Below are 24,717 nucleotides of genomic sequence, written 5' to 3' on the forward strand. Positions count from 1 at the left end.
TAAAATCTTTACACATCCAGCTGGAAAAGTGCCATTGTAGCATTATGATAGTGATCCGGACGGCCTTCTGTATCGGTCATTTTTTGATCCCCAAGATAGGTAAATCCACATTTCACATAATAATCTGTTAACCTCTGATTTCCCGCTGTAGTATCCATCCTTACGTACAATTTGTTGTGTTGAGAAGCAAATTGTTTTGCCCATTCTACGATCTGTTCTACAAATTTCTGTCCACGAAAGTTAGGATTGGTTGCGATTCTGTGAATATATATAGCCGGATCTTCATTTTTATCTTCCCAAACCTGGTGGTCATCAAAGGTAATGCTCCATACACAAGCTACCTGTTTATCTACTGTAATTTTAAAATGACGGTTTTCACTGATTTCAGTTTCAATCATATTTCGATCAAACTCAGGCCATTGTATACCGGATACGGTTTTCTTAAAATCAGAAGCTATTTTATATAAACTAAGGACCACTTCAATATCCTGCAAAGATGTATTCACTACCATTATTCCTGTTATGGGACGAAGTTACGAAAAATGCATGGGAATCTTTCCTTATTGTTATTCAGAATGGGTATAAATACCGTTGGATTCTTTATGTTACGTTGGGAAACGTAAATAAAAATACTATTTTTATCGGCCCAAAAGAAAAAAACAAATATGCCGACTGATGCTTCTCATAAGCTGATTCCGATGACGACCTTCGTGCTTGAATATTATGCCCACGAAGGATATGCCGATCTTCAAACCTTGAGTTTGATGAATAATTATGCTAATTTTTTAAAACAACCTCTTACATTAGGAATGTTTGTTCCTGTAGATCCCAACGGAAATGTATTGAAAGAACCTAAAAATTACACTTCATGGAAATTATTGGAGCATAATGACAACGATCATGAGAGAACAGATATGGCAGGTTTTGAAGAGTATGGTGAGTATCAGAAAGCAGAACGTAATTGTATGTTTGAAGGCTTTAGAGTAGATTATAACGGATATTCTAAAGTAAGAATTGTGGCTTCTTACGATACCTCTATAGAATTATCATTCAATAAAAACGATCTGATCCCTACAGGTTTCAATGATGTGGAATCGCTTACTGTTTTTGATGATATCTTTTTGACATCTAGTGCTTTAAAAGTAATTGGGATAAAGGATAGAAAATAACCTATCTATTACTTAATATATTAATTACAAATCCGGTTATTCTTATCCAGGTTTCTATTTTTTACCATTTTTTTACGTAAAAAACTATGTGCCTATGTGGTTTTAGAAAGAATTTTATTTTACCACATAGACAAATAGATGAATATCTTTATTTTCATAAAGGGAAACTGTTAACATCCTGACCTTATAAAAATGTTTTGACAATTGTTACCAGACTCATCAGAATAACGACTACTCCTACTACCACAAACATTTTCTTGGTAGGAAGTTTGGAGGTAAGCATGGCGGAAAACGGAGCGGTAAAGACTCCACCTAACAGAAGTCCCAACACAATATTCCAGTGATGAATTCCAATGGTAAATATAAAAGTGATGGCACTGGTTACTGTCAGCAAAAACTTGGCAACTGTAGAACTTCCCACAACATAACGGGGAATTCTGCCTTCTTTAATTAACGTTCCGGTAACTAATGGCCCCCAACCGCCTCCTGCAAAGGAATCTATAAAACCACCAACAAACCCCAGTACTCTCAGGTTGGTTCTTCTTTTGGTTTTGATGCGGCCTTTATTTTTTTCTTTAAAGGCATTTCTCAAGATATTTGATCCCAAATACAAGGTGTAACAGGCAATAATCGGCTTTACGATATGGGCATAATGTTCTCCGTAATGAGATAAAGTTAATGCACCAATGATAGATCCCACAATAGCCAGCGGGAACAGTACCCAAACCATTTTTTTATTGACATTTCCCAGTTTATAATGGCTAAATCCTCCGGCAGCGGTTGTAAAAGACTCTGCTGAGTGAATACTGGCACTTACAACGGGTGGTGGAACATTCAGTAAAAGTAATATAGTAGTACAGATAACTCCATATCCCATTCCCATGGATCCGGCAACAATTTCAGCCATAAAACCGGCAAACAGCATCCAGTAAAAAATATGACCATCTTTGCTTAGGAAAGTTTGAATGTCACTAGAAAGATCAAACTGATACACCACAAGACCAAAGATTCCGATAAGCAGCATCACTCCTATAATTGCCAGATAGATATTGGCTTTTCTCTGGACCGTTTTAGTAATATTGATAAGCTTTTCAATCTCCAGATCAGGTTTTGCAGGAGATAATTTTCCGTCAGACAGGTATTGTGTGGTGATCTTATTGAGTTCTGTGACTTTGTGGTTAAAATCTCCTTTTAACTGATTGCGGATGTTCTGCATATTATCCAGCACAAGGTCCATTTCATCAGGGATGGTTTCAGTGAATGTTTCTCTAAGCCTTTTAGCAATGGTAGGAGATTTTCCATTGGTGGAAATGGCAATTTTAAGACTTCCTTTTTTAACAATGGAACCTAGATAGAAATCACATAGGTCGGGCTTGTCTGCAATATTAACCAATACATTTTTTTTGTGAGCATCTTCACGGATCTGTGAGGCTAAATCAATATTATTTACAGCGATAATCGCGACATCGGTATCATTAAAATCTTCATCATGATAAGCTCTTTCGTATAAGGTTATATTGGAAAACTTTTGCTGTAAGGCTCTCACTTCAGGACTGATTTCGATTGCGATTAGTCTTATAACTGTTTCAGGAGAATTACCCAATACCGATTCCAGTTTTTCGAGGGCAATTTTTCCTCCTCCGATAATGAGTAAGGATAATGTTTCAAGTTTTAAAAATACGGGATATAAGGAATTACTCATTTCATTACAGTTTTAAGTCATACGTAAAAGCGAGATAGTATAAACCTCCGATTTCAGGGCCTGCTGCATATTGGAAGTAACGTCTGTTCAGTAAATTGGTGGCTCCAATTTTTACATTTGCGTGAATTTCAGGAATTTTCCAGCTAGCCTGGGCATCGACAGTATAGTAAGCAGAAATTTTTCCTGAAGCTAAAGGGCTTTCCCAGTCAAAACCATTTTGCCACCTTGCTACCACTGTAAATCCAATATTCTTGATAATCTCTCTGTTTCCTACACTTACATTAATCATCCATTTTGGAGTATTAAAAGCTGTAATAAACAGATCTGAAGTATTGCTGGAAGCCAGATCGTTGTAAGATACATTGGCATTGACATTGTAATTTTTAATCACATTATATCGGATCCCCAATGAGCTGCCATAACTTTTGTAAATGCTGTTGCTATTGGTGTATACTCTGTATCGGTCTTGTTTACTTCTGTCAAGCATCGCCAAAACGGCTGCATTGCTTCCTACTTGACTGTTTTTAGGAACAGCTACTTCTACCTGTCCAAGGAATCCTTCATAGATGTTGTAATAAAAATCCCAGTCCAGCGCCAGTTTGTTGTTAAAGAAAACAGATTTATACCCTATTTCAAACGAATTGATCTTTTCCGGTTGCAATTTTTGCAGATTGGCAACAGCTAAAAGTTGTTTGTTGTCCTGAGCAGCCTGGCTTTGGCTTTTTCCAGCATCTACATCAGCATTTACGGCAGAAGTAAATCTGTCGATAGAAGCAAGAGTATATGAGTTTTCCAGATATCCCAAACCGTCATTTACTTTTGAAAGACCGCCTACTCTTCTTACATTTCCGTTATTCACAAAAGAAAGAGCTTCAAATAACGATGGGAATCTGTATCCATTTTGGAAAGAAGCTCTGAAATTATGCTGTTTAGCGGGAGAATACACAACACTTATTCTCGGATTGAGTTTGGCTTCAAATTCAGGGTTTCTGTCGATGCGGAGCGCAGCATTGATTTTTAATTTTTCATCAAAGAAAAGCTTGGTAATCTGGGCGAAAGCTCCATATTTCTGATAAATAACATCCTTACCAAAAGTCCCGTTGGATAAAGGAATATTTCTTTCGTTAACAGGTCTGTTGAAGTCTACAAAGTTGTTCCCATCAGGAGTGATGCTATACAAGCGATAGTCTATTCCGGCCAGAAGATTAAAAATCTTTACAAACCGGCTAAAATCGTAGGTCAGTTCACCTTGATAAAATCTGGATTTCTGTTCCAGTTTTGCTCCTCCCGTTGCGGGTGCTCCTGCAATTCCTGCATTGGCTGAATCCCAATTGTTGATTCCGATGATGGTGTTTTTTAACTGCTCAAATGCTGCGGTTCCGGGGACTACTCTATTTTTGTCAGCCTCACGGCGGGCAAGAATAAGAGCTTCATTGAGAGTTGTTCCTGCATTCAGATTATTTTGAAGTGCTGTCTGGAAGATGCTTTTCCAGTTATTGTTGGAAAGATTGGTTAGATCCAGATTGTCAGCCAAAGGTTTCAGATTGTAAGAATCACCTGTATTTTCTATAGAAACATACGCTCTGAACGTCAATTCTTTTCCGGTAAGTTCTACTTTATGGTTTTGAACGGTGGCATTTTGCAAACGGATTTTATTTCCTCGCTGAAAAGTCCCGTCAAGCAATCCGTAACGATATACGTAAGAAGCTTTCCACTGATCTCCAAATCGATAGTATAATCCGGCATCGAATTTTATATTCTTTACTTCCGGGCTTACAAGATCTTTTTCAAAATATCCGGTTCTGGAAACATTGAATGTGGTGGGTTTTCCATTATAATCTACTTTTACCGCTACTCTATTGTTTCTTTCATCACCATATTTGTTCCAAAGGTCTTCCGCTGGATTATTGGCTAAAGCAAAATTCGGGTTGGCAGTAATTAACGAATTCGGGTTTTGATCGGTATGATTATCTGAAATCCAGTCTACCCCTGTAAAATAAGAGGCATTCAATTTTACGGCAAAGTTTTTATGAAATACTTTGGCAAATCTGATGGCACTTTCGCCCAGAGAGCTAATTTTGTGATTGAAATTATCTACATGATTCACCCCGCCACGAAAATACGCACTTACTCCTTCAGAGGTAAAGGGATCTTTGGTTTGTAAGCTTGCAAGGCCATTGATGGCATTCATCCCATATAACGCAGAGGCTGCTCCCGGAGTGACTTCCATAGATTGAATATCCAGTTCTGTAGGGCCAATTGCATTTCCGAGTGGAACCCCTAATGTAGCAGACTGTACATCTACGCCATCTACCAACTGCATAAATCTGAAGTTATTAGGAGAATTAAATCCTCTGGAATTAGGAATTTTCAACGTAAGGCTGGATGTTAAAAGTTGTAACCCTTTTACGTTTTCCAGGGTTTCATAAAAAGAGGCTGCCGGGCTTTCACGTATGGTTTTAATATCAATCTTTTCAATCGCGATCGGTGATTTTAATATTTTTTCAGGAATACGGGAGGCAGAAATAACGACATCATCAATAATGGTATTCTGAGGATTAAGCCCGATGGTAAGTTTATTGGAAAGCGAAAGGATTTCTACCGTTTGGCTGGAAAACCCATCTTTGTTGATAATCAAACGAAAAGGAATGGTTACCCTTGTTCTGATCTTAAAATTCCCGAGCTGATCTGTTGATGCGGTATCCTGTGTGTTTTCAACCTGTACTTTTACAGCATCAAGTCCTTTTTGGGTTCCTGTATTTCTGATGATTCCGCTTAATTCGATAAGCTGTTGTGCTTCCGCAAGGTTGCAGAATAAAAATGTGAATAGTATAACTCCTGTTTTAGGCAGGAAATATCCCTGTCTTTTGTTTTTCATTGTTCTTCTATTTTAGGTGAGTAAGAATGGAGCTGTTTGAACTTGATATGTATTCTAACCACAAAAGGCACAAAAGTTTTAACACTTAAGCTATTTCAAGCAAAAAATATTTGCTTACACAAGAGTACTTAAGTAGTATGGATTTACTCAAATTACAATTAAAGGGCTGAAAATTCCCCTCCATTGAAGGGGTGGCAAATCAAAGATTTGAAGGGGTGGTTCTCCAGTCCTTTAAGTGTTATTAGTAAAAAAGGTTTAACCTTTGTAGTATCAAATAGGGTTCAAACAGTCTGTATATATTGTTATTATTGAAAATCAACAACACATACACATTCGCTCACTTAGAAGAAATGGTTGATGTTTTTTTAGTTTTTTCAGGTCATAAAAAAGGCTAGTCATATTTTCAGTTTAAGGTTTGTAAGTAACGGTATGAAAAATCACCAAATGTTTCTTCTGTATGCTTTTCATTTACATAGATTCCGAAAAGTTCATCCAGCGTGGTCAGAATTTCTTCTTCGCCGATATTTTCTCTGTATTTTGTATTCAGACGCATTCCCAGTCGATCGCCTCCGATATGAAGATTGTATTTACCATAAGCTGTTCCTACAAATCCGATCTCAGCATTAGGAGAACGTCCGCATCCGTTAGGACATCCGGTCATTCTGATGGTAATGTCATCTTCCAGAAGACCATATTTTTCAAGAATAGGTTCTATTTTGGTAACCAGGGACGGCAAATAACGCTGTGCTTCTGCTAAAGCCAATGAACAGGTATTCAAGGCAACACACGCTACAGAGTTTTTACGCAGGGCACTTGCTTTTTCAGTAGCCTCTGAAATTCTATATTCCTGTAAAAGTCTTTCTATTTCAGCTTTGTCCTTTTCATTGATATCAGCAATAATCAGGTTTTGATTACAGGTAAATCTGAAATTCACAGGGGCAGTCTGGGCGATCTTTAATAATCCTGATTTTAAAAGATAGCCCTCAATATCAAGAACTCTTCCATGTTCTACGAAAACAGTGTAAAACCATTTCCCTTCATGATTTTGAGTCCAGCCATAGCGGTCTTTTCTCTGTTCAAACTTAAATGCTCTGGCAGGTTCAAAACTGAAGCCTGTTCTTTTTTCCACTTCGGTTCTGTACTGATCGATCCCAAGTTTATCAATGCTGTATTTTAATCTTGAAAGCTTTCTATCACTACGGTTTCCGAAATCACGCTGTACAGTGATAATTTCATAGACAGCTTTTAAAGCTTTTTCCTCAGAATCCACAAATCCAAGTACTGAAGCAAGGCGGGCATAAGTGGCTTCATTTCCGTGAGTCGCTCCCAATCCGCCTCCAGCAGCAATATTATATCCTACGATTTCATTGTTTTTAATAATAGCAATCAGGGCAATATCATTAATGAAGACATCTACATCATTGTTAGGCGGAACTGCAATTCCGATCTTCAGCTTTCTCGGAAGGTATCTGTCCTGATATAAAGGATCTTCTTCAGTTTTTCGATCTACCATTAATTCATCATCAATCCAGATATCATAGTATGACTTGGTTTTTGGAAGACACATTTCACTGATTTTACCTGCTAACTCATAAGTCTGCTGGTGCAATGGAGATTCTGATGGATTGGCTGTACAGGTAACATTTCTGTTAACGTCTCCACAAGCCGCTATGGAGTCAAGGTGATTGATATTAAAATTCTGAATGGTTGGTCTTAAATGAGATTTTAAAATACCGTGCAGCTGAAGCGTCTGACGGGTTGTTATTTTGATGGTTCCTGTAGAATGGTCATTGGCAATATCATTAACTCCGATCCATTGATCCGAAGTTAAAAATCCGCCGGGAAGCCTTAATCTTATCATGTAGGAATACAACCATTCCAGTTTTTTAGAAACACGTTCTTCTCTTCTGTCCCTATCATCCTGTTGGTACATACCATGGAACTTGATTAAAGTCTGATCATCTTCTCTTATTGCTCCGGTAAAATCATCGGCAAGGCTTTCCTTTAAGGTTCCTCTGAGTCCGTTGCTTTGGGTTTTAATTCTTTCTACAGGGGAAAGATTATCTTTATGGCTCATAATTGTTTTCTTTTAAGGGTGTGGGTACTTTTTAATAAACATCTTTAGCATATCGGCCGTTGAGCTCCATTTCTTCCAGGTAATGAACCGCTTCTTCCTGACTGCGTTTTCCATGATGCTGAATAATATTGAGCAGGGTATTTTCTACATCACGGCTCATAGGATCTTTGGTTCCACATACATAGACTGATGCTCCGTTTTCAAGCCAGTAAAAAACTTCCTGCGCTTTTTGTTCCAGTTTGTGCTGAACATATACTTTTTCAGCGGTATCTCTTGAAAAGGCAAGATCCAAGTGGGTTAAGCTTCCTGTTTTAAGGAAATCCTGAAGTTCAGCCTGATAAATAAAGTCTGAAACAAAGTTCCTGTCTCCAAAAAACAGCCAGTTCTTCCCTTCCGCTCCAGTGGCATCACGTTCCCAAAGGAATGATCTGAAAGGAGCGATTCCGGTTCCGGGGCCAATCATGATGACATCTTTATCCGGTTCCGGCAATTTGAAATGTCCTGCATCCTGAATATAAAATTCAACCTCTCCACCTTCGCTAAACTCGCTGAGATAACCGCTGCACAGACCGTTGTGTTTCTGGTGGTCAATAAAGAATTCCGATCTGGCAACGGTTATATGAATCTCATTTTCGCCATGGGCTTCCGGAGAAGACGATATGGAATACAGTCGTGGTGCCTGAGCTGTCAGAATCTGGATTACTTCTTCAAATTCTTCTGCATTTTTAACAGGATAAATTCTAAGCAGATCCAGAAGGCTTAAACGGACTTCCGGGATAGAATGTCCTGTAATCTTAGCATATTGAGCCACTACAGTTTTGAGTAAATAGCTAATATTAAGATGTTTGTGCAATAGTTCTTCTACCGTATCCGTAACCTTTGAAGTTTCGATGCGTTTTTGGGAATCAATTCCTGTTACAGCAATAATTTCATCCACTACAGATTTTGAATTGAAAGGAATAATTCCCAGCGCGGCACCAGGCTGATAGCTTAAAGCTTCCTCTGTTTCTATTTCAATGTGATAGGTTTCTTTTTCAGAGGTAATATCGTTCAGATTGATAATCGCGGATACTGTACCCTGGTATTTTTTTCTTCCTGTTGAAGCTTTCTGAGCAGATGGGTTTTTAACACTGCTAACAGACGTTTTATTGACAGCTTCAAAAACATGATCAATCCAGTTTTGAGCATCCTGTTCGTAATCAATATCACATTTTTTTAATGGAATGATACGTTGCGCTCCAAGAACTTCAAATCGGGAATCTACATCCTCGCCTGTTTTGCAGAATAGAGGATAGCTGCTGTCTCCCAGCGCCAGAACTCCAAATTTTAAAGTACTGAGATTGATTTCATTTTCATAGATATAATCATAGAATTTCTTAGCCAATACCGGTGGATCTCCCTCTCCCTGTGTACTGATAACTACAAAGAAAAACTCTTCTTTAGCTAAGTCTTTAGGCTTATATTGAGAAAGATCGGCTAATTTAACCTGAATTCCTTTTTTCTTGATAATTCCGGCAAGAGCTGTTGCCAGTTTTTTACTGTTTCCGGTTTCTGTACCATAAGCCAGGGTGATTTTCTTAACCGTATTCTGTTCCGGTAATGTTACCTGTAAAGGAGGCTGTACCCTTGTAAGTGGAGCTCCGGCTAATCCTGCAAGGTATCCGCTTGCCCAGATAGATTCATCTCTGGAAAAATCACTGGAGATCTGTTTAAGAATATTTAATTTAGTTTCAGACAGCATATTCGAAGAAATTTTGAGTTTTTGGGACTAAGCTTCCGTTTTCAACCGATTTAAAATAAAGACCTTCCTGTTCTGCATTTTCCAGCCAGGAGAATTCCTCATGAAGGCTCACTACTTTTCCTATCACCACCAATGAAGGTGAGGCAAAGGCTTTATCACCAAGTGTTTTACTGAAACCTTCAAAAGATGAGGTGTACACTTTTTGATAAGGAGTTGTTGCCTGTTCAATCACAGCGATTTTTTTCTCGTTGGAAATATTCAGTTCAATGAACTTTTCTACCAGACTGGTCAGGTTTCCTTTAGACATATAGAACACAAGCGTATCCTGAGTGTTGGCAAGATCTTTCCAATACTCTTCTGTAAGAATTTCAGACTTATAATACGTCAGAAAACGAACAGAGGTGGAATATCCTCTGGCTGTTAAAGGCATTCCGGCATACGCCGCAGCTCCCAAAGCAGCTGTAATTCCGGGGATAATCTCAAATGGAATATGATTTTCTTTCAAAGACTGAAGTTCATCCAGAATATTAGAAAAAATAGACACATCTCCCCCTTTAAGTCTTACGACTGTTTTGTTCTGTAAAGCATAGTCTACCATTAGAGTATTGATAAGTGATTGAGGGGTAGAGGCATTTTTACTGCATTCTTTGCCTACATAGATAAGTTCTGTGTCTTTATTAACATAAGTCTCTAAAATTTCAGGACTTACCAAACGGTCAGCAAGAACAACGTCTGCTTTGGCAATAGCTTTTACGGCTTTTACTGTGATCAAATCAGGGCTGCCGGGCCCTGCACCGATAAGGTAAACCTTAGGTGATTTTATTGTTGTGTTCATTGAAATCGGTGTTAGTTAAAGGATTTTAGAAGAGTCCTTCAATAGAAAGATACCTTTCTCCGGTATCGTAATTGATGGTAAGAATTTTAGCTCCGGGTTGTATTTCCGGTAATTGTTTTGCGATAGCGGCTAAAGCGGCTCCTGTAGAAATTCCTACAAAAAGACCTTCTTTTTTAGCCGCATTAATGGCATATTCATAGGCTTCATCCTTTCCTACTGTAATCACTCCGTCTAAAAGGGTAATATCTAAAATAGAAGGTACAAATCCGGCTCCAAGACCCTGTAATGGATGTGGTGCAGGACTTCCGCCGCTCAATACCGGAGATAGTTCAGGTTCTACCGCAATGACTTTAAGGTTGGGAAGCTGTTGCTTTAATGCTTTGGCAATCCCTGTGATGTGTCCGCCAGTTCCTACTCCTGTAATCACATAATCTAATCCTTCAGGGAAATCTTTTAAAATTTCCTGAGCGGTAGTTTCAACGTGTATTTTTACGTTCGCAGGATTGTCAAATTGTCTAGGGATCCATGAATTAGGAGTTTCTTCTGCCAGTTCATTAGCTTTCTCGATGGCTCCTTTCATTCCTTTTTCTCTTGGGGTAAGCAGAAATTCAGCACCATAGGCTTCCATGATCTTACGGCGTTCTACACTCATACTGTCCGGCATTACCAGAATAAGCTTATATCCTTTTACTGCTGCTACCAATGCTAATCCGATTCCTGTGTTTCCACTGGTAGGTTCTATGATAACGCTGTCTTTATTCAGTAATCCTTTGGCTTCTGCATCTTCAATCATTGCCAGGGCAATTCTGTCTTTAATACTTCCGCCTGGGTTGCTTTTTTCTAATTTGATCCAGATCTCATGATCTGAATTGAATAAGTTATTGATCTTTACGACTGGTGTATTTCCAATGGTTTCTAGGGCATTCTGAAATTTCATATCAATACAATTTTTTGTTTTTTCTGTTTTATATTACAAAGGTTAATGATTCCGGTAAGGGATTATTATCCTTTATTCTTATTTCACTTTTGTTATAGACCAGGGAATTAGGTGGGACATCCTGTGTGATCCACACATTTCCTCCAATAACGCTTTCCCTGCCTATGGTTGTATTTCCACCCAAAATAGTGGCTCCTGAATAGATGATGACATGGTCTTCAATATTCGGATGTCTTTTCTGGTTGGCTTTTTCTTTGGAGACATTCAAGGCACCGAGGGTTACTCCCTGATATATTTTGACATGATCGCCAATAACGGTGGTTTCTCCGATAACAATTCCGGTTCCGTGATCGATGAAAAAATATTCTCCAATCACTGCTCCCGGATGAATGTCTATTCCTGTTTTGCTGTGTGCATATTCTGAAATAACACGGGGTAAAACAGGGACTTCCTGATTCCAGAGCTGATGCGAAATCCTGTATACATAGGTTGCAAAATATCCGGGATACGCAAGGTATATTTCTTCCAGAGAGTCTGCTGCCGGGTCAAATTCAAGGATAGACTGTGCATCCTGAACGAGATGGGCATAAATTTGTGGCAAGGCCTCAAAAAAAGCATTTACCTGCACTTCGGTAAGGTCTTTATCTCTTGTGATTGTGTTAATCAGGACTGAAAGATGATCGTGCAGTTGGGCAAAATCCTGTTTCAGCTGGTCAGGCGTATTGACTTCTTGTGGAAGAAACAATACTTTATACAATTCTGTTACAAAAACCTTTACTCTGGCTCTGTCAAAGAATCCATGGGTTTTATTTTGTTTACTCTCATGAATTCTCTCAATTAAATTGTTTGAAATTGACATTTTCTTTACTGAATTATACAGGCTGCAACCGTTGAATTGGATGTTTCATCTACCAAAATTGCAGAACCTGTTCTTTTGTTATTGATAAAACTATCATAGACCAAAGGTTGTGCCGTTCGTAGGGTTACTTTTACCACTTCATTCAGTTTGATATCCCCTTCTGCTTTTTCCTGGGTAAGGGTATTCACATCAATCTTATAATCAATCTCTTTTACTACGGCTCTTATCAGTCTGCTGTTTTGCTGTAAAAGGTATTTATTACCAGGCTGCAAAGATTTTTGGTCGAGCCAGCATAACAGAACCTCAAGGTCTTTTTCAACTACAGGAAGCTGTTCTTCGGTAGCAAAAATATCTCCTCTGCTGATATCTATATCGTCGTTTACATGAATCACAACAGGCTGTCCTTCAAAGGCTTCTTCTTTTTCAATTCCGTTGATCTCGATTTTAGCGATTTCGGTTGTAATGCCTGCCGGAAGGATTTGGATTGGGTCTCCTTTCTGAAACTTTCCGCTTAAAATCTGTCCTGCATATCCTCTGTAATCATGCAATTCTTCAGTCTGAGGACGAATGACATACTGAACCTGAAAACGGCTGCCGGTATTTAGCTCTTCATTCAGGGTAACATTTTCCAGATATTCTAAAAGTGAAGTACCTTCATACCAATCTGTCTGAGCTGATGTGGAAACAATATTGTCGCCTTTAAGGGCCGAAATCGGAAAATAGCTTACGTCATTTAATCCAAGACTTTCCGCAATTTTAGCATAATCTGCTTTAATGGTTTCAAATACTTCCTGGGAATAGTCCACCATGTCCATTTTATTAATGGCTACAGCTACTTTTTTCAGTTTTAATAATGAAGCAATGATAGAATGTCTTCTTGTTTGCTCGATTACTCCCTGACGGGCATCAATCAGGATTACCATCAAATCGGAGTTGGAAGCTCCGGTAATCATGTTTCTTGTATATTGTACGTGACCGGGTGCATCGGCAATGATAAATTTTCTTTTTGAGGTTGAAAAATACCTGTATGCAACATCGATGGTGATCCCCTGCTCTCTTTCAGCACGCAAGCCGTCCGTAAGAAGAGCAAGGTCTACCCCTTCATCATTTTTATTTTTAGAATGTTTTTCCAGTACTTCTAACTGATCCTGTAAAATACTTTTACTATCGTATAGCAGTCTTCCGATCAAGGTACTTTTACCGTCATCTACGCTTCCTGCTGTTATAAATCTTAATATATCCATCTGTTTTGTTTATGAGTAATGAATAATAGGTCATGAGTAATGGTGAATGTCATAAGTAAAAAAGTTGTCATCTAATCACTTATTACTCATTGCTAATTACTTATCTAAAAATAGCCTCCTTTTTTACGATCTTCCATTGCCGCTTCTGTGACACGGTCATCAATTCTGGTTTCGCCACGTTCAGAGATTCTTGTGGCTACAATTTCATCAATCACCGCGTCAATGGTTGTCGCTTTAGATTCTACTGCAGCGGTACAGGTCATATCGCCTACGGTGCGGTATCTTATCTTTTTTACAGTAATTACATCATCTGTTTCCAGGGTTGCGTGGTCAGAATTAGCAATCCATTGCCCGTTGAGATCTACCACTTCTCTGTCATGTGAGAAGTAAATGGAAGGAAGTTCAATTTTTTCTCTTCGGATATAATTCCAGATGTCAAGCTCTGTCCAGTTGCTGATCGGAAATACTCTTACATTTTCTCCTTTATGGATTTTTCCGTTGAAGATGCTCCATAATTCCGGACGTTGAAGTTTTGGATCCCACTGTCCGAATTCATCACGAACAGAGAAGATTCTTTCTTTGGCGCGGGCTTTTTCTTCGTCTCTGCGGGCGCCTCCGATACAGGCATCAAATTCAAATTCTTCAATAGTATCCAGTAAAGTAAAGGTCTGCAGCCAGTTTCTGCTTGGGAATTTTCCTTTAGGCTCTGTTAACTCTTTCTTTTTGATGGTATCTTCCACTTTGCGAACTACCAAGTCAACTTCCAGGTGATTAACAAGTTCATCTCTAAAGTTCAAGACCTCAGGAAAGTTATGCCCTGTATCTACATGAACAAACTTGAAAGGTATTTTTCCGTAGCGGAATGCTTTGGATGCTAAATGAGCCAGCACAATACTGTCTTTTCCACCACTGAACAAAAGTGCCGGGCGTTCAAACTGTCCTGCTACTTCCCTTAAAATGTAAATAGATTCAGCTTCCAACTGATCCAGGTAATCTAAATGATATGTTGACATGTTTTTTCTTTTTTATTGATGAATATGTAGACCGCACTCCTTTTTGTTGGCATCTTCCCACCACCAGCGGCCGGCTCTGAAATCTTCTCCTTCCTGAATGGCTCTTGTACAAGGCTCACATCCGATGCTTACAAATCCTTTTTTATGAAGATAATTGTAAGGAAGCTGATTGGTTTTTACGTAATCTGTCACCTGTTCAGTACTCCAGTGCAGAAGCGGATGAAATTTAATGATCTGATTATCTTCGTCCCATTCCAATGACGGCATATTCTGCCTGTTGGGGGAATGTTCAGCTCTTAAACCGGTGATCCAGACTTTATATCCTTTCAAAGCAGATTTCAGTGGATGTACTTTACGAATGGTACAGCATGCTTTTCTCTGCTCTACGGATTGATAAAAAGAATTGGGGCCGTTTTCTGATACAAATTTTTTCAGTTCTTCAGTATCGGGATAGTACGCTTTGATCTCTTTTTTGAAGAATGCTTTTGTAGAAGCCCAGGTTTCATAAGTCTGTTCAAAAAGCCTTCCTGTGTCCAATGTGAAAATCTCTACATTCAGGTTTTTTATTAAATGAGTGATGACCTGATCTTCATAACTGAAGCTTGTTGAAAACACTACTTCACCCGGAAATATTTCTGTAAGTGATTGCAAAATATCCTGTTGAGAAGACTCTCCTAGGATTTCTTCTTTCAATTTTTCGAATTCGTTTTTCAGACTATTTTCCATTTCCATTCCAATTTGTTGATGCAAATATATATAAAATTCTATAACTCCTATCAAAATAGTAGAATTTAAATGAAAAAAAATTATTTTTTACCGATAAACTTGGTCAGAGTAGCCTCCATCATGCTTTTTCTGGTCTTCTCACGAACGATCATTAGCTCGTTTCTAAGGTAACATTCTGCTTCATCTACGCAATCGTCACATGCTTCGTAGAAGTTTAAAGATACGCAAGGGGTTAATGCAATAGGCCCGTCGAAAATACGGTAGATATCCGCCAATGATACTTCATCAGGTGATTTTAATAAGTAATATCCACCTACTTTTCCTTGTTTACTGTTAACAAGTTTAGTTCTTTTAAGTTCAAGAAGGATTTGCTCGAGAAACTTTTTGGGAATGTTTTCATCCTGTGCAATAATCGAAGTGGACAGATAGCCTTGATTGTAATTTCTTGCTAATCTGACCATTGCTTTCAGCGCATATTTGCAACGTTTGGACATCATAATCTACGCAAGGTATAACAAATTATCTGATAAATGAAACGAAAGATAAATGATCCTGAAATATTTTTAGCCCAGGAAAAGTAAAGGAAGCTGAAAGTGCAACGGTGGTAAAGTATAATACAGACCATTCTTCACATTTTCAGCTCTTTTTATTTATTGCTCTTTTGAAAATAAGAAATATGCTAATGCTCTGTCCTCTCTTTCCAGGTTTTCCAATCTGTTAAATCCACTTTTTAGAAGGACTTTCTGTGAGCCAATATTATCAAGGTCTGTTAATGCAACGATTTCCTTTTCCTGATCGGCTGAAAGACAATAGTCAGCAAGTGCTTTACAAACCTGAGTTCCGATCCCTTTTCCCCAGTAATTCTCTCCAAGCATATAGCCTATTTCTATGGAGTTGGCATTTTCAGCGAAAATTCTGGCGAGGCATACTCCCACGAAAGCACCATTCTGGGCATCAAATATTCCCCATCTGCTGAGTGACCCTTCTTTATAATCCAATAATGCTTTTTCAAACATTTGCTTAAATTCTTCGGGGGATTTATAAGGCAGATAACGGGTAACATTTTCGTTTGTAAACAGATCTAAAAATAAATGAAGTTCCTGAGGAGTGAACTCCCGTATAATGATCGTGTCGTTTTTATAGTACATAAGAATAATTTGCGTTTGAAATTGATGAATAAAATTACGTAAATAAACTCACAATTGCCGATAAAACCTGATAATATTCGACATAAAGCAAAAATGGACTTAAAAAATTAAGCCCATCTTTTATTCAACAAGTGAATAACTAATATATCAATACTAAATTATTTCATTAAATGTATGTTTGATCCTATTTTTTAATGAATTTTTGGGAAGATTTCCCTAAAGAAGTTTCAATATCAATTAGATAAGTTCCGCCTAGGAAGTGTTTAACATCAACCTTATCCCCAATAACTTTAGCATTCATTTTTCTTCCAGACATGTCGTAAACAGAAATTGATTTAATTTTCCCATTTGTTTTAATATTCAATACATCAGAAACTGGATTCGGATAAATGGAAGTTTCTGAGTTTGTTGTATCAACGTCTGAAGTGGATAATGATGATAATGGTAATGCACAAGGCGTTGTAATACTGCCATTTGGTTGTGTATTATAGGCAAAGTCAGTTACAGAATAACCAGAACCATTGGCTCCAACATTCAGTTTGAAATAGCCGTTAATATTGTAGCCTTCGAATTGGTTTCTAAAACCAACATAAGCTGTTTGGCCAGACCAGGTAGTGTATGTAGGGGTATATACGTCAAGTTGTCCAGGAGTACCCGTTGGATAACCTATATTATTTGCATTACTTATAGTGGTGCAAGACGGAATTAAACTAATATTTCTTGTCCCTACCCCACATACTAATCCTTTCCAATAGGTTTCCAATTTTAATTGATTGGCTCCATAGTACCAAGCACCATACCCTGCATCATCACTAAGCTCTGGGTTAATGATAAAATATTTCCAGGGTGCTCCGGAGTTGGTTGTTACTGTTGTTGGTGTTGGATTGGCATAACTTTCCAGAGGAGTTCCTGTAACTATTTTATAAGGATCTTTGTAAGAAAAAGTTAATGCCAAAGATGTAGTTGATCCTAATGAAGTTACGCCTCCTGTTATAGCCGGATTTAGAAACGTAATTGATGAATTCAGAACCTGGCTTTTAGAGTGACTGGTTGCCGCACCATTTATGGTAAGTGTAGCAGTAGTAGGACTTGTAACTGCGATAGTTGCTGTTTGTCCTGCTGGTAATGAAGAAGTGAAATGTGTTCCTGCAGTAAGAGTTGTTCCATTCGATACAGCAAATGTTGCTCCGTTTAGCGTAATCGTTGATTTAGGGGCAGATGCTACTGTTCCATCTAATGACACAACTCCATTATTGTTTAAGTTCTCTGTAAAGGTACTGTTGCTAAGCGTTAATTTAGGAGGAGTATTGGCAACTCCGGTTGCGACTAAGTTGGCAGGCTGCCATAAATTTATTCTTGACGGGTGATTTAATGCGGCTAACATTCTGTTAACTTGTCCATTGGTAAACATTTTATAACACCCGGCGGAACCGTTGTATCCCATGTAGTTTTCAACGTTCACTTTTTGTCCAAGACAATTGTTTCCGGTTGTACACCCTAATCCGGAAGAATTATTTTCTACTGGGGTGTCAGCAACTCCGTCACCATCATTACTAGGGTTCGCAGTCGAGCAAAGAACATTGAACGTGTGTTGAAGATTTAGCCAATGTCCAAATTCGTGAGTGAATGTATCAGAAAACTCGTTTGAAGCCACCGTTCCTGCAGCATCATATATATAACGGCCATTATAAACAACTCTTGCTGTATTTACTGAAGACATGTATGAATCCGGATACCAGGCAACTCCTGATTGATATAAATCTTTATCAGCATATAGATCATTTTGTATATACACATTCATATACTTTGTATTATCCCATGCATCTGCTCCAATTTGTGCATCATATCCGCCTCCGTTGCCATATCCACTTTTGAAAGGGTGAAATACCACTCCACTTGTTGCTTTTCCGGTTGGATCAATTTTAGCTAAGCGGAATTCAATGCTTAATGTGCCCCTAATCGGCTGGAAGTAAGGATCTATAGTGTTTGAATCGGTATTGATTCCATTGAAATTTAAGTTGATTTGTTGCAGCAAGTCAACTACTTTTTGGTAATTTACTTTTACATTACTCTGAGATTCTCCATACACATGAAAAACCACAGGGATGATGTAGGTGGGATTGTTGACTTTTTCATTCAATGGAGTTTTGTTTGATTCTATTTTTCTTACAAAATCTTTGGTGAATTTTTCAAATTTTTCATATTCAACCTTAGATTCAGGGTGCCGTTCAAAATGATTTTTCATCATTTCATCTGCTTTACACTCATGAGGTCTATTTTCCTGAGCAAAACCTATTATTGGAAATAGGGAAACAAGTAGTAGTAATTTAAATTTTTTCATGATTTTTTGGATTTGTTTGTTAATAAATTATTTGAATAGTCAATTTTTCTATGCTTTTGTCAACAACTTTACCATCTCCAATGGTTCTGATTCTTCGCTTTCACAGGAATAGCAAAGTAAGAACCTGTTAAAAAATGCAATCTTCATAATAGAAGGTATTGCAAGAGTTACTGTTTTCATAAATAATAATTTTGTGGGTTATGTGATGTTTTTTTAATTAAATCTTTCAGGGTTGAATATCTTTATCTCAACCGTTGGCTTTTGGTCATTGGCAAGCTCAGAAACTGTTTTTCCAAAAATGGGCCCTAAGCTTAGTCCCATCATGCCACCGCCGCCTGCGATGATCAAGTTTTTTAATTGGGAAGATTGTCCCAGATATGGAAGTCCATCCGGAGCACAAGGTCTGTAACCAAACCAGATTTCCGATTCTTTGGGTAATTTAACCTGAAAATCTGGCAAATATTTGGGAATAGATTGGACAATTCCCTCTACCCTCTTCATATTAATTTTATTCTGATGAGAAGCCAGCTCCATGGTTCCGCCAAAACGGATGTATCCATTCATAGGGGTTACCGCTACTCTTGCTTCCAATAATAAAGCGGCATGCTCCAATTTATGGATTGGGTTCTCTGGAGTATGCATAAAAGAATAACCTTTCCCTGGCATCAATTGAATTTTAATCCCTGCTTTTTGCGCAAGTTCCGGCAAAAATGAACCTCCGGTCATTACAAAACGGTCTGCTGAAAACTTTTTATCATTCGCTATGATTGCATTTATGGTGTTCCCTGCAATTTCATATCCCGTTACCTTATGCTGTGTATGGAAAATAACGCCACTACTTTTAAGGTAAGAAATCATTTGTTTCATCAGCTTTACCGGGTTCATATGGCCATCGCATTTGTAATTGATTCCCCCAATAACATCCAGTTGAGCATTGGGTTCCAGTTCCTGAATTCCCTTTTTATCCAGAATATCAACTGTTAATCCTAAACTGGTGGCTTTATGAGCTAGTTCTGTTTCCTCTTCGGCTACTTTTTCCGTTTTATAGAGCATCAGAATTCCGTTTTGATTCAATTCAAAATCGAATTCAGGTTTTTGGGCAATTTCATTGTAAAGACTGCTGCTTGCCAAATTAAGATCTCTGATGGCTGCTGCTGAGTGGTCTACATGGTTCTGATTGGAATGTTTCATAAATTTTAAGCCCCAGGATAACAATTGTGTACTGAGCGAGGGTTTCACATAAAACGGACTTTTACTGTCAAACATCCATCGAATGCCCTGTGCCACAACTCCGGGAGCTGCCAATGGAGTAAAATGGCTGGGTACAATCATTCCTGCATTGCCGTAAGAACAATTGTTGGTAAGATCATTCTGTTCCAGGATTTCTACCTGCCAGCCTTTTTGTAAAAGATAATACGCTGAACTGAGTCCTGCTATTCCTGCACCGATAATAAGTGCTTTACCTTTATTTTGTGTCATACTTTTTACAAACTTTACATTACCTGAAAGCCCTGCCAATAAGGATCTTCATCATCAATAATAATCTGGTTATAGCCGGTAATTCTTGCCCAGCCTTCTACTGAAGGGACAATAGCCGGTTTGCCATCCACCGTAGCGGTGCCTTCAATTCTCCCAATAAATTGGGAACCGATATAGCTTTCATGGATAAACTTTTCCCCTTTTTTTAGTTTTCCTTTAGCATACCATTGAGCCATTCTTGCTGATGTTCCTGTTCCGCAAGGAGAGCGGTCTAAGGCATTTTCCCCTACTAAAACGGCATTTCGTCCACTGGCCTTGGGATCTGTGGGATTTCCCGTCCATTGAATATGGCTTAACCCGGAAATGTGTTCATTTTCAGGATGGATGAATTGATATTTTTCATTAAGTAATTTCCTGATGATCTTCCCATAATGGATAAGCTGACTTGCCGTAAAATCAGAAATATCTCTAAAGTTTTCCTGAGGATCAATAATGGCGTAAAAATTTCCTCCATAAGAGACATCAGCTTTTATGTGACCCAGATCGGGACATTCTACTTCAAGATTTTCAGCATAGAGAAAAGATTTTACGTTGGTGAGTTTTACAGATTTTACTTTTTTCCCTTCCTGTATATAATCTATGAGAATAAGTCCGGCTGGGGTTTCCAGGCGTAGTTTTCCTGGAATTTTAGGGACAACCAAACCTTCTTCTATGGCAATGGTAACAGTTCCTATAGTTCCATGTCCACACATAGGAAGGCATCCGCTAGTTTCAATGTATAATACTCCAATGTCATTTTCTTCATCAATAGGTGGATAAAGAATGCTTCCGCTCATCATGTCATGTCCGCGGGGTTCAAACATTAAACCTTTTCGAATCCAATCATATTCTTTCATGAAGTGAAGCCTGCGCTCCATCATGGAGTTTCCTTTTAAAATCGGTCCACCTCCTGCTACTAGACGTACGGGACAGCCACAGGTATGGGAATCTATACAAAAAAATGTTCTATTCATACGGTTTCTAATTTTAATGATCCTGAATTAGCTACTCCATCCACAAGTCTATTGATCTGTAGCGGGTTTTCATTCTTGAGTTCTTCTGGTAAGAATTCATCCGGCCAGTTCTGAAAAGAAATTGGTCGAACAAATCGCTTAACAGCATCAGGCCCAACGGAAGTAAAACGGGCATCTGTTGTAGACGGGAAAGGTCCTCCATGCTGCATGGCATACACAACTTCTACTCCAGTCGGCATTCCATTGAACAGCAACCTTCCACATTTATCTTTCAAAAGATGAATCAGTTCCGCATTTTCATGGATATCATCTGAAGTAGCTGCTACAGTAATGGTTAGCTGTCCTTTTAGTTTTTTAGCGATTTGTATGAGCTCTTCTTTGTTTTCACAAGTGACGATGATACCAAATGGGCCGAAAACTTCTTCACTCAATGCAGGATTATCGAGAAATTTCTGAGCATTGGTTTTAATAATGGCAGCACTTCCTTTTCCTTCTTCTGTTTCTATGGATGTAATGACTTCAATATCAGGTTGCGCTATTGCATTTCCTTTATGATGTTCAAAGTTTTCATATATTCCTTTATGAAGCATATTGGCAGGTGCAATACCTGTAATTTCATGTTTAACCGTAGAGACAAACCGGTCCAGAGACTCTCCTTTGACAGCAATAAACACTCCCGGATTGGTGCAGAATTGCCCTACACCTAAGGTTAATGAGCTGACATATTCTTTAGCCAATGCTTCTGCTTTATTTTCAATCAGGTTTTTAAGTGCAAATACCGGGTTGATACTTCCCATTTCAGCAAATACGGGAATAGGATTTTCACGACGATTGGCGATATCAAACAGTGCTTTTCCGCCATTGAATGAACCGGTAAATGCTACTGCCTGAATATCCTGATGCTGTGTTAAATAAGTTCCGATTTCATAGGAAGTTCCTGTAATATGGCTGAAGATACCTTCAGGCCAACCGAATTCTTTTATCGTATTGATTATCGCATCAGCCATGATTTGAGAGGTCTTAGGATGTGCCGGATGAGCTTTTACAATCACAGGACATCCTGCTCCTATGGCACTTGCAGTATCACCGCCTGCCGTGGAAAAAGCAAACGGAAAATTGCTGGCTCCAAAAACCACTACAGGCCCTAATCCTATATTATACTTTCTGAGATCTCCTTTCTGTTTCTCAGGCTGGGCAAGATCAATTCTTGGTTCTGTATATATTCCGGAGGCTACTGCTTTGGCATAACTTCTCCATTGGCCTACCGTTCTTGCTTTTTCACCTGTAAGTCTTGCCAGAGGTAGTGAAGTTTCAGAATGAGCAATGGTGAAAAGTTCATCTCCTAACGCTTCAATTTGATCGGCAACAGCATTCATAAATGCTGCCCGTTCTTTTATCGTTGTATTCTTCAGGAATTGATAAGCTTCAGAAGCCATCTGAATGCTCAGATCAATATTTTGTTTTGATGTTTCTTCGGTCATAGCTTTATTCTGATGTTAATTCAATACCGGACGGTTGGTTCTGCCCTCTTCAATAATCTTGTTAACTCTTTCTGCTTCTTCACCCTGAAGTTCAAGACGGGGTGCTCTTACGTATGGATTGCTGATTCCTTCGGCAGTAGCAGCCAGTTTAATATATTGGATCAGCTTAGGATGAATATCCAGTTCTAGCAATGGCATAAACCATCTGTAAATAGCCACTGCTTTATCATATTCTCCTGCTTTGGCGTAGTTGTACATAGCCATTGTCTCGTTGGGAAAAGCATCTACCAACCCTGCAACAAGTCCGTCAGCACCAAGCATTAATGTTTCAAGACAAATAGTATCTACACCACCAAGAATTTTAATTCTTTTTCCAAAACGGTTGATCATTCTGGTTACATTAGCCAGATCTCTGGTAGATTCTTTCACTGCCTGAATGGTTGGATATTCAATAAGCTCATCAAACATTTCTAAGGTTACATAAATTCCGTAATCAACAGGATTGTTATAAATAAGAATAGGAAGATCTGTAGCACTAGCCACTGCTTTGAAATATTCTACCACTTCACGGCTGTCTGCTTTGTAACGCATTGGAGGGAGAAGCATTAATCCATCCGCTCCCAGTTCTTTTGCTTTTTGGGCAAAGCCTACTGCATTTTTGGTTGTATTTTCAGAAAGGTTAAGAATAACGGGAATTCTGCCTTGTGTCATTTTTTTAGCATATTGGAGAAGTTCAAACTTTTCTTCGGTTTCCAAGACACTGGCTTCTCCTAATGTTCCGGCAAGGATAATTCCATGTACTCCGGCTTTAATCTGGGCTTCTGTATTGACTGCAAACATTTCAAAATCAATCTTTCCTTCTTTTGTAAAAGGAGTTAATACAGCAGGATAAATCCCTTCCCAGTTTAGTTTTGTACTCATATCAAATAATATTTATTCAAAACTAAGTGAATTTTAAAACGGTAAATGTTAATATTTTAATGTATTCTAACCGCATTTTAACATGTGCTTATTCGTGGTCTGTAGTAGCCTCTTTATAATGCTTCAGATATTCTTTTGGGGAGTACTTCATGATGGATTTAAATACCCGGTTGAAGTTGGTAAGACTGGTGAATCCGCTGTTAAAAGCAACGGAAGAAATGTTATACATGCTGCTGGAGGTTAATAATCTGCAAGCTCTCTGCACTCGTAATTCATTAAGATATTGAATATAGGTAATTCTGGTACGTTTTTTAAAAGATCTGCAAAATGCCTGTGGAGTCATACAAGCTTCTTTCGCAATCAGATCAAGGGTGAGTTTCTGCTGGGTGAAATTTTTCTTAATATAATTCTGAGCATCTATAATTCGCTGGTCATTATCCGAAATATGATTAGGCAGGTTCTTTTCTGAGGATAAAGGAATATGCAAATGCCTGTTCTGCATCAGATGATTTAAGATCTTTATAAAATCGATGATCTGTTCTATGCCTTGTGTTTTTTGTAAAGCTGCCATGCTTTCACCCACACTCAATTTTAGCTTTGAAGCAATCTGAAATCCTGTTTTTGAGTATTCAATGAAATTTTTAAGCTCTTCAAATTCAGGGAGATCAAAAAAAGCGGCTATTTTTTTATCAGGATCAAAGAATATAGAAATGGCATGAACCTTTTGTTTTTCGTTTTCATTAAAAGCTCCTTTAAAAACATGTGACTGGTTGGCTCCCAGGTAGAAAATATCTCCGGATTCAAAGGTAAAAAGGTTTTGTTCTATCGCCAAAGTACCATGCCCTTTAAGAATCCACATGATTTGAGTTTCCGTGTGTCTATGAAAATAGGGATAGAAATTAGGCATAATATCTTCCTGAATACGGATGCTTTTATTGGTGTCGGCAGGAACTGAAAACTGGAGGCTCTTCATATAATCAATATTTTAAAGGGATCAATGATTAGGAATGTTAAAATATTGCCGAATGTAAGCAAAATATGAACATTAAATATCAAATTAAAATCCAAACTTTACATACTTATTATTTTAATGAATAAAGGGTTGTAAATAGTACAAAATCGTAACTTTAACCTTTTAAAATAAAAACTATTC

At 38.3% G+C, this 24,717-nt stretch carries 20 protein-coding genes; 1 reads left to right on the plus strand and 19 read right to left on the minus strand.

Features of this window, described 5'->3' with window-relative positions; genetic code table 11:
- Positions 1-8: 8 nt before the first annotated feature.
- Positions 9-512, minus strand: coding sequence for a GNAT family N-acetyltransferase (locus tag NBX25_RS14190; RefSeq protein ID WP_250254108.1), 504 nt, complete (start codon positions 510-512; stop codon positions 9-11).
- A 153-nt stretch (positions 513-665) separates the two neighbouring features.
- On the opposite strand from NBX25_RS14190, the gene NBX25_RS14195 reads away from it, so the two are divergent.
- Positions 666-1,169, plus strand: a complete 504-nt coding sequence (locus tag NBX25_RS14195) for a hypothetical protein (RefSeq protein WP_250254109.1) — start codon at positions 666-668, stop codon at positions 1,167-1,169.
- A gap of 184 nt (positions 1,170-1,353) precedes the next feature.
- Here the strand turns inward: NBX25_RS14195 and NBX25_RS14200 are convergent, their stop codons facing one another.
- The 18 genes from NBX25_RS14200 to NBX25_RS14285 form a co-directional block, all read right to left on the minus strand.
- Positions 1,354-2,871, minus strand: coding sequence for a TSUP family transporter (locus NBX25_RS14200; protein ID WP_250254110.1), 1,518 nt, complete (start codon positions 2,869-2,871; stop codon positions 1,354-1,356).
- A 4-nt stretch (positions 2,872-2,875) separates the two neighbouring features.
- Positions 2,876-5,749, minus strand: a complete 2,874-nt coding sequence (locus tag NBX25_RS14205) for a TonB-dependent receptor (RefSeq protein WP_250254111.1) — start codon at positions 5,747-5,749, stop codon at positions 2,876-2,878.
- Positions 5,750-6,152: 403 nt separating this feature from the next.
- On the minus strand, positions 6,153-7,826 hold the full coding sequence (locus NBX25_RS14210; protein ID WP_250254112.1) for an NADPH-dependent assimilatory sulfite reductase hemoprotein subunit: 1,674 nt from the start codon (positions 7,824-7,826) through the stop codon (positions 6,153-6,155).
- A 31-nt stretch (positions 7,827-7,857) separates the two neighbouring features.
- Positions 7,858-9,567, minus strand: coding sequence for a diflavin oxidoreductase (locus NBX25_RS14215; protein ID WP_250254113.1), 1,710 nt, complete (start codon positions 9,565-9,567; stop codon positions 7,858-7,860).
- Complete coding sequence (gene cobA, locus NBX25_RS14220) at positions 9,557-10,402, minus strand: uroporphyrinogen-III C-methyltransferase (RefSeq protein WP_250254114.1); 846 nt, start codon at positions 10,400-10,402, stop codon at positions 9,557-9,559. The genes NBX25_RS14215 and cobA overlap by 11 nt, the downstream gene beginning before the upstream one ends.
- Before the next feature lie 25 nt (positions 10,403-10,427).
- Positions 10,428-11,339 carry a cysteine synthase A gene (gene cysK, locus NBX25_RS14225; RefSeq protein WP_250254115.1) on the minus strand — a complete coding sequence of 304 codons (912 nt, stop codon included), beginning with the start codon at positions 11,337-11,339 and terminating at the stop codon, positions 10,428-10,430.
- Between the two features lie 28 nt (positions 11,340-11,367).
- Complete coding sequence (gene epsC / locus NBX25_RS14230; RefSeq protein ID WP_250254116.1) at positions 11,368-12,198, minus strand: serine O-acetyltransferase EpsC; 831 nt, start codon at positions 12,196-12,198, stop codon at positions 11,368-11,370.
- Positions 12,199-12,203: 5 nt separating this feature from the next.
- Positions 12,204-13,442: a sulfate adenylyltransferase subunit 1 gene (locus NBX25_RS14235; protein WP_250254117.1), complete on the minus strand. Its 1,239-nt coding sequence runs from the start codon at positions 13,440-13,442 to the stop codon at positions 12,204-12,206.
- A 104-nt stretch (positions 13,443-13,546) separates the two neighbouring features.
- Complete coding sequence (gene cysD / locus NBX25_RS14240; RefSeq protein ID WP_250254118.1) at positions 13,547-14,455, minus strand: sulfate adenylyltransferase subunit CysD; 909 nt, start codon at positions 14,453-14,455, stop codon at positions 13,547-13,549.
- 12 nt (positions 14,456-14,467) lie between these two features.
- A complete protein-coding gene (locus tag NBX25_RS14245) occupies positions 14,468-15,181 on the minus strand; it encodes a phosphoadenylyl-sulfate reductase (protein ID WP_250254227.1) in 714 nt (237 codons plus the stop codon).
- Positions 15,182-15,261: 80 nt separating this feature from the next.
- The gene (locus tag NBX25_RS14250; RefSeq protein WP_284346231.1) at positions 15,262-15,678 is read right to left on the minus strand and encodes an RrF2 family transcriptional regulator; all 417 of its coding nucleotides are present in this window, start codon (positions 15,676-15,678) and stop codon (positions 15,262-15,264) included.
- 153 nt (positions 15,679-15,831) lie between these two features.
- Complete coding sequence (locus NBX25_RS14255) at positions 15,832-16,329, minus strand: GNAT family N-acetyltransferase (protein WP_250254120.1); 498 nt, start codon at positions 16,327-16,329, stop codon at positions 15,832-15,834.
- 184 nt (positions 16,330-16,513) lie between these two features.
- Complete coding sequence (locus tag NBX25_RS14260; RefSeq protein WP_250254121.1) at positions 16,514-18,670, minus strand: M43 family zinc metalloprotease; 2,157 nt, start codon at positions 18,668-18,670, stop codon at positions 16,514-16,516.
- A 213-nt stretch (positions 18,671-18,883) separates the two neighbouring features.
- Positions 18,884-20,149, minus strand: coding sequence for an NAD(P)/FAD-dependent oxidoreductase (locus tag NBX25_RS14265; protein WP_250254122.1), 1,266 nt, complete (start codon positions 20,147-20,149; stop codon positions 18,884-18,886).
- A 14-nt stretch (positions 20,150-20,163) separates the two neighbouring features.
- A complete protein-coding gene (locus NBX25_RS14270; protein ID WP_250254123.1) occupies positions 20,164-21,162 on the minus strand; it encodes a 4-hydroxyproline epimerase in 999 nt (332 codons plus the stop codon).
- Positions 21,159-22,643: an aldehyde dehydrogenase (NADP(+)) gene (locus NBX25_RS14275; protein WP_250254124.1), complete on the minus strand. Its 1,485-nt coding sequence runs from the start codon at positions 22,641-22,643 to the stop codon at positions 21,159-21,161. The genes NBX25_RS14270 and NBX25_RS14275 overlap by 4 nt, the downstream gene beginning before the upstream one ends.
- Positions 22,644-22,658: 15 nt before the next feature.
- Positions 22,659-23,564 (minus strand): dihydrodipicolinate synthase family protein, encoded by a 906-nt coding sequence (locus tag NBX25_RS14280; protein WP_123855911.1) that lies wholly within the window; start codon positions 23,562-23,564, stop codon positions 22,659-22,661.
- Positions 23,565-23,652: 88 nt separating this feature from the next.
- Positions 23,653-24,537: an AraC family transcriptional regulator gene (locus NBX25_RS14285; RefSeq protein ID WP_250254125.1), complete on the minus strand. Its 885-nt coding sequence runs from the start codon at positions 24,535-24,537 to the stop codon at positions 23,653-23,655.
- Between the last annotated feature and the right edge of the window lie 180 nt (positions 24,538-24,717).

Source organism: Chryseobacterium sp. Marseille-Q3244 (assembly GCF_940807095.1).
GTDB lineage: Bacteria > Bacteroidota > Bacteroidia > Flavobacteriales > Weeksellaceae > Chryseobacterium.